Source organism: Kribbella sp. NPDC004536, from assembly GCF_042873835.1.
Taxonomy (GTDB): Bacteria; Actinomycetota; Actinomycetes; order Propionibacteriales; family Kribbellaceae; genus Kribbella.
In genome coordinates this window covers 1,697,040-1,713,133 of the sequence record NZ_JBIALY010000002.1, presented here as the reverse complement: position 1 = coordinate 1,713,133, position 16,094 = coordinate 1,697,040, and the positions used below count along the sequence as shown (strand labels likewise).

Annotated in this window: 12 protein-coding genes; 7 read left to right on the top strand and 5 right to left on the bottom strand. The window is 66.2% G+C overall.

The genetic code is table 11. From position 1 onward, the window contains the following. Positions 1-4 precede the first annotated feature (4 nt). The 4 genes from ACFYRU_RS22975 to ACFYRU_RS22960 are packed head-to-tail and all read right to left on the bottom strand — an operon-like array spanning position 5 to position 4,417. Entirely contained in the window at positions 5-1,306 is a 1,302-nt protein-coding gene (locus ACFYRU_RS22975; protein WP_387662154.1) for an NtaA/DmoA family FMN-dependent monooxygenase, read from the bottom strand. A gap of 16 nt (positions 1,307-1,322) precedes the next feature. After that, positions 1,323-2,531: an ABC transporter substrate-binding protein gene (locus tag ACFYRU_RS22970; protein ID WP_387662152.1), complete on the bottom strand. Its 1,209-nt coding sequence runs from the start codon at positions 2,529-2,531 to the stop codon at positions 1,323-1,325. A 28-nt stretch (positions 2,532-2,559) separates the two neighbouring features. Next, on the bottom strand, positions 2,560-2,979 hold the full coding sequence (locus ACFYRU_RS22965) for a nitroreductase/quinone reductase family protein (protein ID WP_387662150.1): 420 nt from the start codon (positions 2,977-2,979) through the stop codon (positions 2,560-2,562). Between the two features lie 19 nt (positions 2,980-2,998). Next, positions 2,999-4,417 (bottom strand): serine hydrolase domain-containing protein, encoded by a 1,419-nt coding sequence (locus ACFYRU_RS22960; protein WP_387662148.1) that lies wholly within the window; start codon positions 4,415-4,417, stop codon positions 2,999-3,001. Between the two features lie 374 nt (positions 4,418-4,791). Here ACFYRU_RS22960 and ACFYRU_RS22955 point away from each other — a divergent pair, with 374 nt between their 5' ends. The 4 genes from ACFYRU_RS22955 (at position 4,792) to ACFYRU_RS22940 (ending at position 8,244) form a co-directional block, all read left to right on the top strand. Further along, the gene (locus tag ACFYRU_RS22955; RefSeq protein WP_387662146.1) at positions 4,792-5,121 is read left to right on the top strand and encodes a YciI family protein; all 330 of its coding nucleotides are present in this window, start codon (positions 4,792-4,794) and stop codon (positions 5,119-5,121) included. Between the two features lie 281 nt (positions 5,122-5,402). Beyond that, positions 5,403-6,593: an MFS transporter gene (locus tag ACFYRU_RS22950; protein WP_387662144.1), complete on the top strand. Its 1,191-nt coding sequence runs from the start codon at positions 5,403-5,405 to the stop codon at positions 6,591-6,593. Beyond that, entirely contained in the window at positions 6,590-7,366 is a 777-nt protein-coding gene (locus tag ACFYRU_RS22945; RefSeq protein ID WP_387662142.1) for an ABC transporter ATP-binding protein, read from the top strand. Before ACFYRU_RS22950 ends, ACFYRU_RS22945 begins: the two co-directional genes overlap by 4 nt. Before the next feature lie 86 nt (positions 7,367-7,452). Further along, positions 7,453-8,244 carry an ABC transporter permease gene (locus ACFYRU_RS22940; protein ID WP_387662937.1) on the top strand — a complete coding sequence of 264 codons (792 nt, stop codon included), beginning with the start codon at positions 7,453-7,455 and terminating at the stop codon, positions 8,242-8,244. A 42-nt stretch (positions 8,245-8,286) separates the two neighbouring features. Here the strand turns inward: ACFYRU_RS22940 and ACFYRU_RS22935 are convergent, their stop codons facing one another. Beyond that, a complete protein-coding gene (locus tag ACFYRU_RS22935) occupies positions 8,287-9,498 on the bottom strand; it encodes an ABC transporter substrate-binding protein (RefSeq protein ID WP_387662140.1) in 1,212 nt (403 codons plus the stop codon). Positions 9,499-9,693: 195 nt separating this feature from the next. On the opposite strand from ACFYRU_RS22935, the gene ACFYRU_RS22930 reads away from it, so the two are divergent. The 3 genes from ACFYRU_RS22930 (at position 9,694) to ACFYRU_RS22920 (ending at position 16,061) form a co-directional block, all read left to right on the top strand. Continuing rightward, entirely contained in the window at positions 9,694-10,779 is a 1,086-nt protein-coding gene (locus ACFYRU_RS22930; RefSeq protein WP_387662138.1) for a ScyD/ScyE family protein, read from the top strand. A 186-nt stretch (positions 10,780-10,965) separates the two neighbouring features. Next, positions 10,966-11,964, top strand: coding sequence for a winged helix-turn-helix transcriptional regulator (locus tag ACFYRU_RS22925; RefSeq protein ID WP_387662136.1), 999 nt, complete (start codon positions 10,966-10,968; stop codon positions 11,962-11,964). Between the two features lie 374 nt (positions 11,965-12,338). Continuing rightward, positions 12,339-16,061 carry a kelch repeat-containing protein gene (locus tag ACFYRU_RS22920; RefSeq protein ID WP_387662134.1) on the top strand — a complete coding sequence of 1,241 codons (3,723 nt, stop codon included), beginning with the start codon at positions 12,339-12,341 and terminating at the stop codon, positions 16,059-16,061. Positions 16,062-16,094: the final 33 nt, after the last annotated feature.

Below are 16,094 nucleotides of genomic sequence, written 5' to 3'. Positions count from 1 at the left end.
TAGCTCAAAATGCCATCAGGTTGTCGCGGAAGTGCCGGTGGTCGTACGCGGTTCGGACCAGACCCCGGCGCTGGAGAGCCGGCACCAGGCCGTCGGTGATCTCGGTGATGTAGCGCCGGTTGAGCCGCTGTGAAGGGCTGTTGACCAGGTAGCCGTCGCCACCGACCTCGGCCATGATCTCGCCCATTCGCTCGGCGACGGTGTCCGGTGAACCGATCAGCGGAACGGTCTGCTCGATGCCGAGACCTACGAGTTCACGCAGCGCCTTGCCGCTGCCGCGTTGGATGAACTTCTCGAACGAGTACCGCTCGCCGTCGGTCGTGATGTCGTCGGGCAGTGGCTTGTCGAGGTCGTACTGAGAGAAATCGTGGGCCGTGATCTTGGATATCTCGTTCAGCATGTAGGCGATGTGTGTCGGGTCGGTGATCCACCGCTCCACCTTTGCGTGGGCGTCCGCGTCGGTCTCGTCGACGACCGGGTTCACCATGAAGAGGATCTTGCAGCTGTCGGGAGAGCGCCCGTGTTCGGCAAGCAGCCGATGGATGTCCTGCCGGTACTCCTTCATGTCCTCGACCGAGTTGCCGACGGTGACGATCGTGTCGGCGTACTTCGCGGCGACCTGGCGCCCCCGTGGCGATCTGCTGGAGTGCACGAGTACCGGGCGGCCTTGTGGCGGCGGCGCAGTGTTCAGCGGCCCGCGGCACTTGAAGTACTTTCCCTCGAAGTTGATCGCGTGGACTTTCGTGTAGTCGGCGTACACGCCCCGCGTCCGATCGCGCACGATGGAATCGGGCTCCCACGAGTCCCACAACTGGCAGACCAGGTCGACGTACTCGTCTGCGATGTCGTAGCGAGTGTCGTGTTCGGGGAGCTTCGGCTGCCCGAAGTTCTCGGCGGCGAGATCGTCGACAGTGGTGACCACACTCCAACCGAATCGGCCGTCTGCGATGTGGTCGATCGTCGCCGCGAGCCGCGCCGTGATCCACGGCGGATAGAAGCTGGTGGACATCGCGGCGGCGATGCCGATGCGGTCGGTGGCGTGCGCCATCAGGGTGGCGAGCGGCATCGGGTCGTGTTTGGGCACGCTGGCGTACTTCAGCGACGACTCCATCGAATTGCCGAACGCTGTCGCAACGACCGACTTGTCCTCGAGGAGAACGTAGTCGAAGCACGCCCGTTCGAGGTCCTTGGCAAGGTCTACGTAGAACTGTCCGTTCCACGGGCTGCCGTCGGAGCCCCAGGTGCCCATCCACGAGTCGGCGATGAAGGTGCAGAACCAGGCGAGATGAAAAGGTTTCGGAGCCATCAGAACTTCCTGGCGGTCACGGTGCGAAACCGATGCTGGGGTCAATGAAGTCGTTCGTTGCCACGTCTTCGACCGTGAGTCCCGGCTTCGGCGCCTTGTGCTCAGCCGTCAGGATGGGTGTGACCACATCGATCACCTTTTGAACACGCGCCGGATCGAAGTCCCCGACGGCCTTGTTCGTCCCGTTCCCGACGAGCTTCAGCTCGGTCATCTTCTGCAGCGCGAATCGAGCGTTACCGTCGCTGTAGGACCAGCCGGTCTTGTACTTGTCGGCCGCTTCCACAATGATGCTGATCCCTCGATCGGGGCTCTTCATGAAGTCGACCTGCGACTGCTGCATGATTGGGACCAGTCGCTTCAGGCACGGGGTCAGCTTTTCTTTGTCTCCGCTGCGGATCGCTGCCGCCGCGATGTACGGCTGGTAGCCGGTGTCGTAGTAGGTCTCGAACTTGGACGGCTTTCCCCAAGCCTTGACATCGTGCTCGTAGCGGTACGGCTCGGAGCCCGCGAAGCCCTGCAGGGCAGCCTTGCCGCCCGCCGCGACGAATGCGGCCGGCGAGCCGTCGTAGCTGCCGTCGAGCTGGCTCTTCTTGAGTACACCGATTCCGGTCAGGTAGTCGATCGGGTAGGAGCCGGCCGCCTCGTTGTACAAGATCTTCGCGTCCGACTTGCCGAGGTCGGCGATCGACTGGACGTTCGGATAAGTTGCCGGGTCCCACATCAGGCCAAGTGGGCTGATGTCCATTGGGGCCAGGATCGTCGTCATCGGTTGCTTGGCGGAGAACTGGATCGCCTCGTCCGTGGCGACCTGCCCGATCGTGATCGACGAGTCGCTGTACATGGCCGACGAGACCGGCTGGAATCCGATGCCCGGCCCGCCGATGCGGATCTCCAGATCAACGCCGGTGTCGTGCCCCTGGGCGACCAACGGGCCTTTCACGCGCTTGAGTTTGGTGTCGAACGTGTAGCCGTCACCGAGAAGGGACCACCAGCCGCCGTACGACGCTTCTGGTTGCCAGTCGAGCTGTAGCGTGACGGTGGCCGGACAGACGCCGGCCAGATCGAAGGCCTCCGGGGTGGAGGAGGACGCGGAGCTGCCGGCCCCTGCCGGGGTGGCCGCATTGACGGCTGAGCTGCCTGTGTTCTTGCTGTTTCCGCCGCAACCGGTGATCACCAGCGCGGCGAGAACGGCCGGCAGCACCACACGCTTGGCCATCGCGTTCATTCGCAGATCTCCTTCTCGTGCGGTGGAGTCAATTCATTTCGTGCAGATCGTGCAGCGAGAGCACCGGAATGACCCGCTTCGCCATCTCCTGGTAACCGGCGTACTGCGGAATCATCTCGACCCTCCGCGCGTACATCCGGTCGCGATCGGCGCCGTCCAGGACGGAGGCTTTCGCACCGAACGTCTGAGCCCCGAACTCCACGACGACGTTGGGGTTGTCCAGGATGTTGTAGTACCAGTCCGGAGCCACCTCGGCCCCGGCGTTGGAGGCGAAGATCACGAGGTCGCTGTCCTGCTGGATCGGAATCAGTGGCACCGTGTGCGAGGTGCCACTGTGGCGCCCGAAGGTCGTCAGCAGCAGCAAGGTCCGGATTCCTGCGAATCCGGTCACCTGACCGCCGTTCGCACGAAACTCCTCGATGATTTCTTCGTTGTTGTCGTCCGGCATGACTACCCCTTTCCAGTGGTCAGGCGCCCAGCTTGGGATCGAGCAAAAGATCCCGTGCCCCCCAGCTCAACCCGACAAGCTCGAGGTATTGCGCAAGTCCCGGCCGTGAAACCAGCCGCTCCCGGATCTGCGCCGACGTGTGAGCGTCTTCCAGCAATCGGAGACCGTCGCTGAACTCGTCTTCGCTCCACTGCGCCCGGTGCTGATGCGGCAGCGGGCGCGCGCCTCGTGCCATCTGCTCGACTGCGTGCTGAGGCAGCTGATCTGTCACTCCGAGCAGCCCGAACAGGCGTTCCGCCGTGACAACTCCTGCAATCTCCGAAGCGCTAGGACCGCTGTGACCACCCCGTGTGCCCTCAGCGCGCAACCTGGAGATCTCCTCCGCGACCAGCCACGCCCAGCAACCGGGCAGGTACTCGTACTGGCGCATGTCCCAAGCGTTACCCACCGTGGTCACCGTGAGGTCGAGCTGCGGGTAGGCCCAGGCGGTCGACCACCATCCGAACGGATAGCAGCCCGCGTGTCCGTACGAATGCATGACTGTGCCTTCACCGCGGACCTCGATTCCGAGTCCGGTGTACATCCCGCTCGGCTTCCCGAAGAACGTGACCTCGGTATGGGGCGTCGTCATCGCTTGCAAGGCGTAAGGGCTGAGCGGCGCGCGACCGGTCTCGGCTACCTCTGGTAGCAACGCAGCGAGCAGGCGGGTGAAATCGCTGGCTGTCGTCTCGATGCCGGTGCCGTACACGGTTCGCGCCCGGACCGTTGGGGTTGGGACAGCCGTCCCGCCGAAGACCATGTAGCCGGTCATTCCAGGTGTCCAGGACGTCGCCTCCGGCAACGCCAGCGGCCAGGACGTGTGCTCTATGCCCAACGGCTCGAGGAGTTCGGTCCGCGCGTAGTCCGCGAACGGCATGCCGATCGCGGACGAAAGGGCCCGAGCTACAAGGTCGAGCCCGAGACTCGAGTACTCGAACTGCTGCCCGACAGGTGAGGCCCAGCGCGTCCGCGCTCCGCCGTACTCGGGCGCTCTCGCGGCTGGCTCGGTGAGCTGCTCGACACTCGGCGGGTCGACGGTGAAGCTCGCGTCGAACGTGTCTACGCGCAGCCCGCTGCGATGCGTGAGGAGATCACGCAGCATCACCGCCCGGTCCCCTAGTGGATTGGAGACGTCGATGCCGTAGTCCGCGGCCGGCCGGTTGAGGTCGACCTGTCCCTCGTCCGCGAGACGGGTAGCCGCGAGGCCGATGAGCAGCTTGCCGAGACTGCCGCCCGGAAAGGTGAGCTCCGGCGACATTGGGGTCTGGGTGGCCAGGTTCGCCCATCCAACGCCGATCTCGATCACCTGGCCGGTGCTGTCCCCGATGGCCAACACACCGCCAGGGGTACCGGTTGCTTCCAGGGCGTACTCGGCGTATGGCCTGACAGCTGCTGCCACCTCATCGAGCGATCGCGAATGCAGTACCTGTAGTGACAACTTGTACACCGCCCCTTGGTGACGAATCCCTGGAACACCTGGCGCCGGGCGGAGGGGGCGGCTCTCCAAGCCGACGGTATTGAGCCACACTGAAGTGAACCTGAAGCGCGGCTGAATTATGGCCAGGTTGTCCCACGGATTTCAATCCGTCGCAATTCGAATACGAATTGTTACATCGTTTTCGATCGCAAATCTGCGTCACTTTGAGGTACTCCTCGTTGACACGCCGAATTTCCCCAGTTGACCCCCTTGCGCGTCGAGTCGCTCAAGAGAATGCTCGGGACTGGAATGAGGTACGCGACGGTCTGACCGTGCACAGACAGAAGGGGGCCATCATGAGCAAGTACCTCTACCTCTACCGGGGACCAGCTACCCCGCGCGAGGAGTACTCCGATCTCGAGGCGGAGCAGGAGCTGAAGGCCTGGGCGGAGTGGATGAGTAAGGCCGGTCACGCGGTCATTGACCAGGGCAACCCGCTCGCGGGCAGAGCCTCTGTGTGTGACGACGGGACCGAGACCGAGCCGAGCCAGCTGTACGGAGATACGGTCGTCGAAGCCGAGACTCTGGAAGAAGCCAAGTCGCTACTCGATGGTCATCCATTCCTGAGCGAGGGCCAAGGTCGTTTCACGGTCGAGATCTTTGAAATTCTGCCGGTTCCTGCGTAATGCCGGTGGACTGGGTTTGTGTTTCCGCGCGGTAATTGAGGAGGTTGCGCGCAGCGCTGTCGCCCGCCGCCCGTCCAGGTTGGTCTCGTGCCGGCGATGAGTAATTCTTTTGGCCGAATCGAGCGTGCACTGGTGTGCCGATTATCTGGTGGCGGCGGCAGCGCTTGTGCGGGATTCAGGTCCGCTTCAGTGGCCATCGGCAAACTTGACGAGTAGCTGAACCGCATCGGGTGCGAGGCGTCCGTGGGTTCTGATGCCCGGCGATATTGCCTGGAGGGTCCATGCTTGCGCGCACTTGGCCGCTCGGCGCCGGATCCTTTGTGGCTGGAACCAGCGCGTACGTTGTGGCCGGCCTACTTCCGGACATCAGCGATGGGGCGCATCTGTCGGTCAGTGCGGCAGGACAATTGGCGACCGCGTTCTGCCTGGCGTATGCCATCGGTGCACCCGTCCTTGCGACGCTCACCGGTCGTTGGGAGCGTCGTACTGTCCTGGTTTCGGCGCTCGCGCTCGCCGGAGCAGGCAATCTCCTCACCGCGATCGCCAGCAACTATCCGCTCCTGGTTGCAGGCCGGATTGTGACCGCGCTGGGCGCTGCCTTGTACATGCCCGCCGCCATTCTGGTCGCATCAGGGCTACTCGGTCGGCAGCGTCACGCCCGAGCTGCCGCTGTCGTCTACAGCGGGCTGACGCTCTGTCTGATGCTCGGAGTTCCGGCAGCGAGCGTTCTGGGACCCGTGTTGAGCTTCCGTGGTGTTTTCGCCGGAATCGCAGTCTTGGCAGGGCTGGTCGCAGTTGCCGCACGGGCGCTCCTACCCCGTGTCGCGCCTCCGCCGGTTGTCGGTCTCCGGCAGAGATTCGCGAGTCTGTCCGAACGCCCGGTTCGGCTGCTGTTGGTGATCACCATGCTGCATCTGGTGGCCTCGATCGGTGTCTATACCTACATCGTCCCGGTGGTCGAGCAGACCGGACGGCTGACGCGTCAGAGCGTCAGCCTGCTGCTCTGCATCTACGGAATCGGAGCGGTCGCCGGCAACATGCTTGCCGGTCAGGCGGCCGACAGATTTGGAAGCTTCCCGACGTTGTACGTCATCGCTGTTGCGCTGACGACCCTGCTGGCGACGCTTAATGCTGCGGTGCAGTCTGGTGCGGGGGCAGCGATCGTCCTGTTCGCGTGGGGCCTGTTCACCTGGGCCTTCAATCCTCCGGTACAGCGACTTCTTCTTCGGCTGGGTGGCGGCATGCTGATTGCTGTCCAGGCCTCCGTGATCTATCTGGGATCCGGCTTGTCCGCGGTTCTCGGCGGACTCGTCATTCAAGATCTGGGCATCGGCTATCTCCCGCCGCTGGCAGCTGCCCTGGATCTCGCGATGCTCGTCATGGTGCTCGTCCTGCGTTGGAAGGCAGGCCCTGGCCTGTCGAACCGTCAGCTCGTCGGTCATGAACGGATGTTTGGGGGTAGTGAGGTATGACGGTTGATCCATTTCCCGTCCGCGAGGGAGCCGTTGTCGCTGATGCGCTGAAGATGCGCCGCGTCGGCGTGACGTTCGCCGACGGCACTGCGGCGCTGCGCGGGGTCGATCTCACAGTGGCCGCGAACGAGTTCGTCTGCATCGTCGGTCCATCTGGATGTGGCAAGACAACACTTCTTCGCCTCGTGGCGGGTCTCAGCGACCCGTCCGAAGGCATGCTGCGGGTTGCCATGAATCGCTTGGGGTATGTCTTCCAGGACCCAACCCTGCTGCCGTGGCGCACAGTTCGTCAGAACGTCGAGTTGCTGAGTCAGCTGGATCGCTTACCGAAGCGCGACCGTCGCGACCGCCGGGACGCCGCGATCGCGCTCGTCGGCCTGCAGCACTTCGCCGGACACTACCCGCACCAACTCTCAGGTGGGATGCGCATGCGGACCTCGCTTGCGCGAGCTCTGACCATGGAGCCCGATCTGTTCCTTCTGGACGAGCCGTTCGGTGCATTGGACGAGCTCACTCGCCAGCGACTGAACGATGAGCTGCAGGCACTGTTCGTGGCCAAGCGGTTCACCACCGCGCTGTTCGTTACACACTCGATCGCCGAGGCTGTGTTCCTGGCAAGCAGGGTCGTCGTGATGTCCGATCGGCCGGGAACGATCATCGGTGAAGTCGAGATCCCGTTCTCGTATCCGCGGTCTCCGGCATTGCGTTACGGGAACGACTTCGCCGCGCTCGCCGGACGGGTATCGGGTCTCTTGCGTCAGGAGCAGTCATGATCCCGTTACATGCGAACAGTGAGCCGAGTGCGCGCAGGCATCGCGGGTCGCCCGCCTGGCTGCCACCGCTCATCGTGTTGCTGGCGATGCTGTCGATTTGGTATTCGATCACGTATTTGGCGCTGGATCCCGCGCGAAGGTTCTTGCTCCCGCCGCCGCATACGGTCGTCCAGGAGGGATTCCTCAACGGGGAGAACCGGGCGGAACTGCTCGCCGCGTTCTGGCTGTCCGCTCGTATCGCGATGGCCGGCCTGGTCGTTGCCAGCCTCATCGGTGTGGGCACGGCGGTCTTGATGAGCCAGGCGGCCTGGTTGCGGCGGTCCCTCTATCCCTACGCGGTGGCATTGCAGACGATCCCGATTCTTGCCTTGGTCCCGTTGTTCGGGTTCTGGTTCGGGTACGGGATCGCCTGCCGGGTCTTGGTCTGTGTCCTGATCTCGCTCTTTCCGATGATCTCCAACACGCTTTTCGGCCTGCAGTCGCTCGGAAGCGACGCCCACGACCTGTTCACGTTGCATCGTGCGGGCCGGCTCGTTCGATTGTGGCGATTGCAGCTGCCGGGGGCGCTGCCGGCGATCTTCGTCGGCTTGCGAACGTCCGCCGGTCTGTCGGTGATCGGTGCCATCGTGGGGGACTTCTTCTTCCGCCAAGGCGATCCTGGCGTCGGGATCCTGATCGACCTGTACAGGTCGAGGCTGCAGTCGGAACAGATGTTCGCCGCGATCGTGCTGTCATCCCTGCTTGGCATCGCTGTGTTCTGGTTCTTCGGGTTCCTGATGAAGCTGACGATCGGTGCCTGGTACCGGCCGGTCGAGGCCGGCGGGCGCCGATCGCGCCCAAAGGCGCGGCGGCACCCGAACCAACTCGGATCCTCCTAGCCGAAGATCGACTCGACCGGCCCAGCCACGTCACCAAAGCCGCTACTGCGCGAATCCGACACTGGGATCAATGAACTCGTTGGTCACGATGTCATCGACCGTCAGCCCAGGCTTCGGGGCCTTGTGCTCCTTGGTGAGCACGGGGGTGTTGACGTCGATCACCTTTTGCACACGCGACGACTCGAAGTCCCCGATCGCCTTGTTCGGCCCGTTGCCGGCGAGCTTCAGCTCGGCCATCTTCTGGAGTTCGAACCGTGCGTTGCCATCGCTGTAGGTCCACCCGGTGTTGTACTTGCCCGCGGCCTCGACCATGATGCCGATCGCCCGATCGGGACTGTGAACGTAATCGACCTGCGACTGCTGCATGATCGGCACCAGGCGCTTCAAGCAGGGCGCGAGCTTTTGCTTGTCCCCGGAGCGGATGGACAGTGCCCCGATGTATGGCTGATAGCCGGTGTCGTAGTACGTCTGGAACTTCGACGGCTTGCCCCAGGCCTTCACGTCGTGCTCGTATCGATACGGCTCGGAGCCTGCGAAGCCCTGCAGCGCCGCCTTGCCACCGGCCGCTACGAACGGGGCAGGTGAGCCGTCGTAGCTCCCGTCGAGCTGACTCTTCTTCAGCACGCCGATTCCGGTCAGGTAGTCGATCGGGTAGCCGCCCGCGACTTCGGCGTACAGGATCTTCACGCCCTCTTTGCCGAGATCGGCGATCGAGTGAACGTTCGGGTAGGTTGCTGGATCCCACATGATGCCGAGCGGGCTGATGTCCAACGGTGCAAAGATCGCCGTTGTCGGCTGCTTTGCGGAGAACTGGATAGCCTCGTCGGTCGCAACCTGCCCGACGGTGACCGATGGATCGGAGTACATCACCGCGGAAACCGCTTGGTATCCGATGCCAGGCCCGCCGATGCGAACCTCCAGATCGACCCCGGTGTCGTGTCCCTGCGCCACCAACGGGCCCTTTGCGCGCTTGAGCTTGCTGTCGAACGTGTAGCCGTCGCCGAGCAGCGTCCACCATCCGCCGTACGCCGCCTCAGGCTGCCAGTCGAGCTGGAGCACAACGGTCGCTGGGCAGACATCGGCCAGATTCAATTTGTCCGGTGTCGTCGCCGCAGACGGGAGGCTGCTGGTTCCTTCCGGGGTGTTGGCAGCCGCGGGGGCGTTTGCGGAGCCGTTTCCGCTTGCGGTGCAAGCTGTCAGCGCCAGCGCTGCTAGAGCGGCCAGCGCAGCTGCCCGCCTGTCAATCGGGTTCATCAACGCATCTCCTTTGAAAGAACGTGTACACGTCAAGGAGTGGGCCCGCCCTAGACCGAGAATATTGAGCGGAGCTGAAGCCGATCTGAGGCACATCTGAAGTCGATCCGTTGACCTGGCCGTGATCTTTTGTTGCCATGGTCGGGTCTGTGGAGGGGGATCCACGCCTGGGGAGACACAGCTTCAGGGGGATACATGGGGGTACGAACACGTATTGCCGCGCTCGCGGCACTCGCACTGACGGCGTCCGTCCTGGTCGCGGGTCAGGCCGACGCCGGTGGTCACAGCAGCGGTCTGAAGCCGGTCGTCACGGGGCTGGACGGGCCGCGTGGAGTCTCGACGTACAAGAATCAGGTCATCTACAGCGTCACGGACGGGTCCGTGTACGCGACCGACGGTCACAAGACCTGGAAGCTCGGCCAGGTCCCGGGCGGCTTCGCGCCGGCCATCGACACCGACAAGTGGGGCCGGACGTACGCCCTGACCGGCGGTGGCGGTCCGGAGGGCGACACCCCGCCAGGCGGCGCCACGCTGTACCGCGTGCGGCCGGGCAAGACACCGGTCGTGGTCGCCGACATCGCCAAGTACCAGGCCACCGACCCGGATCCGTACAACCAGGCCGATTCGCCGACCGAGTCGAACCCGTTCGGGGTCGCCGCGCTCAGGGACGGCACGGTGCTGGTGTCCGACGCCGCCAACAACGACCTGCTCCGGGTCTGGCCGAACGGCCTGATCAGGACCGTCGCACGGCTGAAGCCGCGCACCGTGAAGGTGCCGGACGGTCTCGGTGACGAGGCACCTCCGGCCGGTTCACCGTTCGTGGCCGAGGCGGTCGCGACGTCGGTGACCGTAGGGCCGGACGGCTATTGGTACGTGGGTGAGCTCCGTGGTTTCCCGGCGACCCCCGGGACGTCCGAGATCTGGCGGATCAGGCCGGGCTCGGTGGGCGCGGTGTGTGACCCGGTGAAGCCGTGGAAGGGCAGCTGCACGCGGTACGCCGACGGGTACACGTCGATCGTCGACCTGGCCGGTGGCCCGCACGGGACACTCGCCGTGGTCGAGCTCGACACAGCCAGCTGGCTCGCGTTCGAGTCCGGCGGCCCGACTGTCGGCGCACTGTTCCTGCAGTACCCGGGCCGGCACCACCAGGCCGGGTACAAGCGCGAACTGGTCCGCGGCCAGCTGAACCTGCCAGGCGGCACGGCCTTCGACCGATGGGGCGGCCTGTACGTCGCCGGCCCGGTCTTCGGCCCGGGCGCCGTCTACAAGGTCCGCTACTGAGAGCAGCGGGACGCCCGTTCAGGTCGCGGGCGTCCCGCGTTCGCCGTTCGACGGCGGCGAATGGCCAGTTGTGGCCGTGGCCGATTCAGGCCGGAGAATTGCTGGACACCCTGATGTGGCGCTGACGAGACTGCTGCGCGTGCCGGGCGGTGAGGTCCCAGGCGCACCGTCAGGGAGGGGTTCGGCATGCGCACCGGGACTGACCTGTCGATCCTCGGCGTCGGCGAGTTCGAGGAACGGGCGTACCGGATCCTGCTGCGCTGGCCGGGCCTGACGGTGAACGGGCTGGCGGACCGGATCGGTTCGCCCGCCGGGCGGGTCCGCCGCGCGGTCGCCCGGCTCGAACAGATCGGGTTGATCACCCGGTCGCCGGTGCCCACACCGCGATTGTTGCCGGTGGCACCGGACGCGGCGATCGATGCGCTCGTGCGCCGGCAGGAGTCCGAACTCGAGCGGATCCGGGCCCTCGCGACGGCCTGGGTCGCCGACTTCCGCGCGGGTCGCAGTACGGGACCGACCGAACTGATCGAGGTCGTGGTCGGTGCCGACGCGGTACTGAGCCGCTTCGACCAGCTCCAGCGCGCCGCCACGGCGGAGGTGCAGGTGCTGGACACCCCGCCGTACATACGCGCCGAGGGGCCGGACACGAACGACGTCGAGTTCGAGGTGCTGGCCAGGGGTGTGACCTGCCGCGCGATCTACGACCGCGCCGCGCTGGAACAGGCACCGAACGCGGTCGGCGCGATCCTGCGGTACGTCGCCGCCGGCGAGCAGGCCCGGGTGACATCCGAGCTGCCGTTGAAGCTGGCGACCTTCGACCGGCGGACGGCGTTCATACCGCAGTCGATCGACCAGGGCGATATCGCCAGTGCGATCGTCGTGCACCCGTGCAGCCTGCTCGACGTCCTGCTGCTCGTTTTCGACCAGCTGTGGCAGCAGGCGACGCCGCTGACGATGCGTGGCTCGCTGCGGGTGGGCGACGAGGACCTGACGTTCGAACCGACCGAGGACGATCGACGCGTCCTGGTGCTGCTCGCCAGCGGGATGAAGGACGAGGCGATCGCGCGGCACCTGGGCTGGAGCTATCGAACCACCCGGCGGCGGCTCGCCAACTTGATGGCTGTCCTGGGGGCCGAGACGCGATTCCAGGCCGGTCTGCACGCAGCGCGCGCGGGCTGGTTGTGAGCCGGCGGGAATGTCCCGCCGGTCGAGTGAGCGAGGGGTGAGGCGTGCAACGCACGAGAAGAGGACATAGCGGCTCGACGAGACGACGGGCCCGGGTCATTCGTACTTTCACGGTCGTCCTGACGACGATCGCCACCTTGGCGGCGTCGGCGGTGACAGCATCGACCCTGACGCCCGCCGCCGCGGCCACGGCAAGCGCACCGACGGCGAGTGGACCGACGGCGAGTGGACCGACGGCGAGTGGACCGACGGCGAGTGGACCGACGGCGAGTGGATCGACGGGGCGTGGGTCGTCGGCAGGTGGGTCGTACGGCAGTCGGGCCGTCCCGGCGGGGTGTAATGCCGCCCGGACGGCTGCCGACGGTTCGACGCCGTTGGCGCGTTGCTATGCGGTCGGGCGGGCCGGCGATCACGGCGCGCTGGCGCAGCGTACGGCCGGGCCGATCCCCGGCTCGTTGGGGCCGACCGACATCAAGGCGGCGTACGCCCTGCCGGACGGCGGCGCCGGAAGAACCGTGGCGATCGTCGACGCCTTCGGCTACGAGAACGCCGAATCCGATCTGGCCGTGTTCCGCGCGCACTACGGCCTGGCGCCGTGTACGACGGACAACGGCTGCTTCCGCAAGGTCGACCAGCGCGGCGGGACGGACTACCCGCAAGAGGATCCCGGCTGGTCCATCGAGACGGCCCTCGACCTGGACGCGGTCTCGTCGGCCTGTCCCGACTGCCACATCCTGCTCGTCCAGGCCGACAGCAACAGCTCACCGAGTCTCGGCCAGGCGGTCGACACCGCCGCGTCGCTGGGCGCGGTGGCGATCTCCAACTCGTACGGCATCGACGGTGAACTCCCGTTCGAGACGTACTACGACCACCACTACGACCACCCCGGTATCGCCGTCACCGTCTCGTCCGGCGACAACGGCAACGTCCAGAGCTATCCGTCCACCTCACCCAACGTCATCTCGGTCGGCGGTACAACGTTGACCCGGGACGACTCGACGCCGCGCGGATGGCACGAGGCGGCGTGGGCCGGCGGCGGTAGCGGTTGCTCGCTCTACGAGCCGCGCCCGGACTACCAGAGCGGCCTGGACACCGGGTGCCCCGACACCAGGGCCTCCGCCGACGTGGCGGCGGTCGCCGATCCGGACACCGGGCTCGCTGTCTACAACACCCTCGGACAGGACGGATGGGCGCAGTACGGCGGTACGTCCCTGTCCGCACCGCTGGTCGCTGCGATGTACGCGCTGGCGGGCACGCCCGTCCCTGGTACCAACCCGGTCACCTACCTGTATCGCCAGCACAACTCTCTCACCGACGTCACCGAGGGTGCCGACGGTTCGTGTGGTGACGTGCGGTGCACTGCAGGCCCCGGTTGGGATGCACCGACCGGTGTCGGTACGCCGAACGGTGTGTCCGCCCTGACGCTCGGATCGTACGGCTGGGCCGCGGGCTCGGTGCGGACGCGCAACCAGGCGCTCGACGGCGCGACAGTCACCTTCACCGACGCGAACGGCTATCGCACCCGCGCCGTCGTCGACAAGTCCGGTCGCTACCAGGTCGCGGTGGCCGCAGGGACCTACCGGGTCGTCGCGTCGAAGTTCGGGTACGCCGACGTGGCGCTCGACCAGGTCACTGTGTCCGCGGGCGCCACGCTGTCCAGGAACTTCGCGCTGACGGCCGTAGCGCGTCGTACGGTCACCGGCACCGTCACCGACGGGTCCGGTCAGGGCTGGCCGCTGTACGCGAAGATCTCCGTCGACGGCTACCCGGACGGCGCCGTCCACACCGATCCGTTCACCGGTCGATACCACGTGGAGCTTCCTGTCGGTACGACCTACAAGTTGCACGTCGAGGCAGCCGGCCTGCCCGGCTACCGGGCCGCCGACTCCACTGTTGCCGTTGGCAACGGAAAGGGTTCGCTGCTGCGCGACGTCGCACTGGGCGTGGACGACTCGAGCTGCACAGCCGCCGGGTACGGTCACGCGTTCCGGGGCGCCGGTACCGGGTTCGAGGGCTGGTCCGGACCGAAGGACGGCTGGCAGGTGACCGACGATGCGGGAACCGGCAAGACCTGGACGTTCGACGATCCGGGTGCCAAGGGCAACCTCACCGGCGCCGGTGGACAGTTCGCGATCGTCGACAACTGGTCGTCGCCGGTCGATCGCAACGACACGAGCCTGGTCAGCCCGGCCGCGAACCTGTCCGACCTGTCCCAGCCGACCGTCGGTTTCGACACCTACTACTACGACTACGGGTTCGGTGAGCAGGACGGTGTCGTCGACCTGAGCCTCGACGGCGGCGCGACCTGGCAGAACGTCTGGCGCGCGCCGGACGCCTTCGTCAAGGGACACGTCGAGGTGCCGATCCCGCAGGCTGCGCACAAGTCCGACGTCCGGGTACGGTTCCGCTTCAGCGGGGCGGCCGACAACTACTGGGAACTGGACGACGTGTACGTCGGCAGCCGGTCGTGCGCCGCGACACCGGGTGGGCTCGTGGCAGGCTTCGTCCGCGACCGCAACACCGGTGCCGCACTGACCGGCGTGCAGGTCAGCGGTGGCACCGCTCCGGCGGTCAGCCATGCGACGACCGACGACCCGCAGACCGACGACGGCTACTACTGGCTGTTCGGCAGCACCGGTAACGTTGCGCTCAGCGCCACCGGGCGGAACTACGCCGAGGCGCGGCAGACGGCCCGGGTTGTCGCGCACCGGGCGACCCGCCTCGACTGGTCGCTGGAGGCGGGCCGGGTGACCGTGACTCCGTCGAGGATCTCGGTCAACGCAGGCAAGGGGGCCATCGGCTCCCGAACGATCACGCTCACCAACCACGGCACGAAGCCCGCTCAGGTGTCACTCGTCGAGCAGGACCGCGGGTTCACGGCGGCCGACGGCCGTCATCGGCTGACGGCTCCCGGAGCGCCGCTGCGGCGGGAGAAGGTGGACGCGTCCGCACTGTCGTTCGCGAAGCTGCACCAGGGCGGGCACAACCCGGTGCCGTCCCGGGACGCGTCGGCGAATCCTGCGTGGTCGCAGCTGCCGGATTACCCGACGCCGATCATGGACAACGTCGTCGCCGCGAATGACGGAGTCGTCTATTCGGTCAGCGGCGCGACCGACGACGGCCTGACCGCCGCCGGGTACGCGTACGACCGAACGGCCGGGTCGTGGCGGCGGATCGCCGACCTGCCCGAGCCGCTGGAGCGTGCGGTCGGCGGCTTCGTGGGCGGCAAGCTGTACGTCGCCGGCGGCTGGGACGCTCAGGGCAACCTGAGCTCGGCGACGTACGCGTACGACCCTGTGAAGAACAAGTGGTCACGCGTGGCAGACCTGCCGATGCCTAGCACCGCGGCGGCGGGCGCGGTCGTCGGCGGCGCGTTGTACGTCGTGGCCGGGTGTCAGTCGCAGGCCTGCACGGAAGCGACTGACACGTACAGATACGACGCCAATCGCAACACGTGGACGCGGGTTGCGGCGTACCCGGAGCACGTCGTGATGGCGGGTTGCACGGGTTCAGGTGAGGGACTGATCTGTGCCGGTGGTCTCGTGCCGCTGCTCGACGATCCGTGGCACGAGTTCCCGGTCTCGAGTGCCTACCGCTACGCACCCGACTCGGACAGTTGGACCCGGATCGCCGAGATGCCGTATCCCGCCTGGGGCATGGAGTACTCCGGCAGTGGTGGCAAGCTGCAACTGGTCGGCGGCATCACCGGTAGTGGCTACCTCACCAACCAGGCCGTCCAGTTCGATCCGGCGACAGGTGCCTGGTCGGACCTGCCGAACGCGACGTACACCATGTTCCGCGGCGGCGCGGCCTGCGGGCTGAGCAGGATCGGCGGTTCGATCGGAGGCTTCACCGCGACGCCGTTCGCCGAGTACCTGTCCGGTCAGGATGCGTGTGTCCTCGGCGCGGACGTGAGTTGGCTGTCGGCGGACCGTACGCAGATCACCGTTCCCGCTGGTCGTTCGGTGACGGTACGACTACGGTTCGACGCGACTGCGGCGTCCACGGCAGGAACGTACGACGCCCGCCTGGCCTTCACATCGGACACGCCGTACACCATCGCCCCGGCGACGGTAACGCTGACGCGCCGCACCTGACGGTTTCCCGGGCGGTCGGGAAAGTTGCTCTGT

Excerpts from the sequence above, each read along its gene's own strand:
- ACFYRU_RS22940 (WP_387662937.1), top strand. The coding sequence starts at position 7,453 with ATGCTGTCGATTTGGTATTCGATCACGTATTTGGCGCTGGATCCCGCG.
- ACFYRU_RS22950 (WP_387662144.1), top strand. The coding sequence starts at position 5,403 with ATGCTTGCGCGCACTTGGCCGCTCGGCGCCGGATCCTTTGTGGCTGGA.
- ACFYRU_RS22955 (WP_387662146.1), top strand. The coding sequence starts at position 4,792 with ATGAGCAAGTACCTCTACCTCTACCGGGGACCAGCTACCCCGCGCGAG.
- ACFYRU_RS22935 (WP_387662140.1), bottom strand. The coding sequence starts at position 9,498 with ATGAACCCGATTGACAGGCGGGCAGCTGCGCTGGCCGCTCTAGCAGCG.
- ACFYRU_RS22975 (WP_387662154.1), bottom strand. The coding sequence starts at position 1,306 with ATGGCTCCGAAACCTTTTCATCTCGCCTGGTTCTGCACCTTCATCGCC.
- ACFYRU_RS22970 (WP_387662152.1), bottom strand. The coding sequence starts at position 2,531 with ATGAACGCGATGGCCAAGCGTGTGGTGCTGCCGGCCGTTCTCGCCGCG.
- ACFYRU_RS22930 (WP_387662138.1), top strand. The coding sequence starts at position 9,694 with ATGGGGGTACGAACACGTATTGCCGCGCTCGCGGCACTCGCACTGACG.
- ACFYRU_RS22965 (WP_387662150.1), bottom strand. The coding sequence starts at position 2,979 with ATGCCGGACGACAACAACGAAGAAATCATCGAGGAGTTTCGTGCGAAC.
- ACFYRU_RS22945 (WP_387662142.1), top strand. The coding sequence starts at position 6,590 with ATGACGGTTGATCCATTTCCCGTCCGCGAGGGAGCCGTTGTCGCTGAT.
- ACFYRU_RS22925 (WP_387662136.1), top strand. The coding sequence starts at position 10,966 with ATGCGCACCGGGACTGACCTGTCGATCCTCGGCGTCGGCGAGTTCGAG.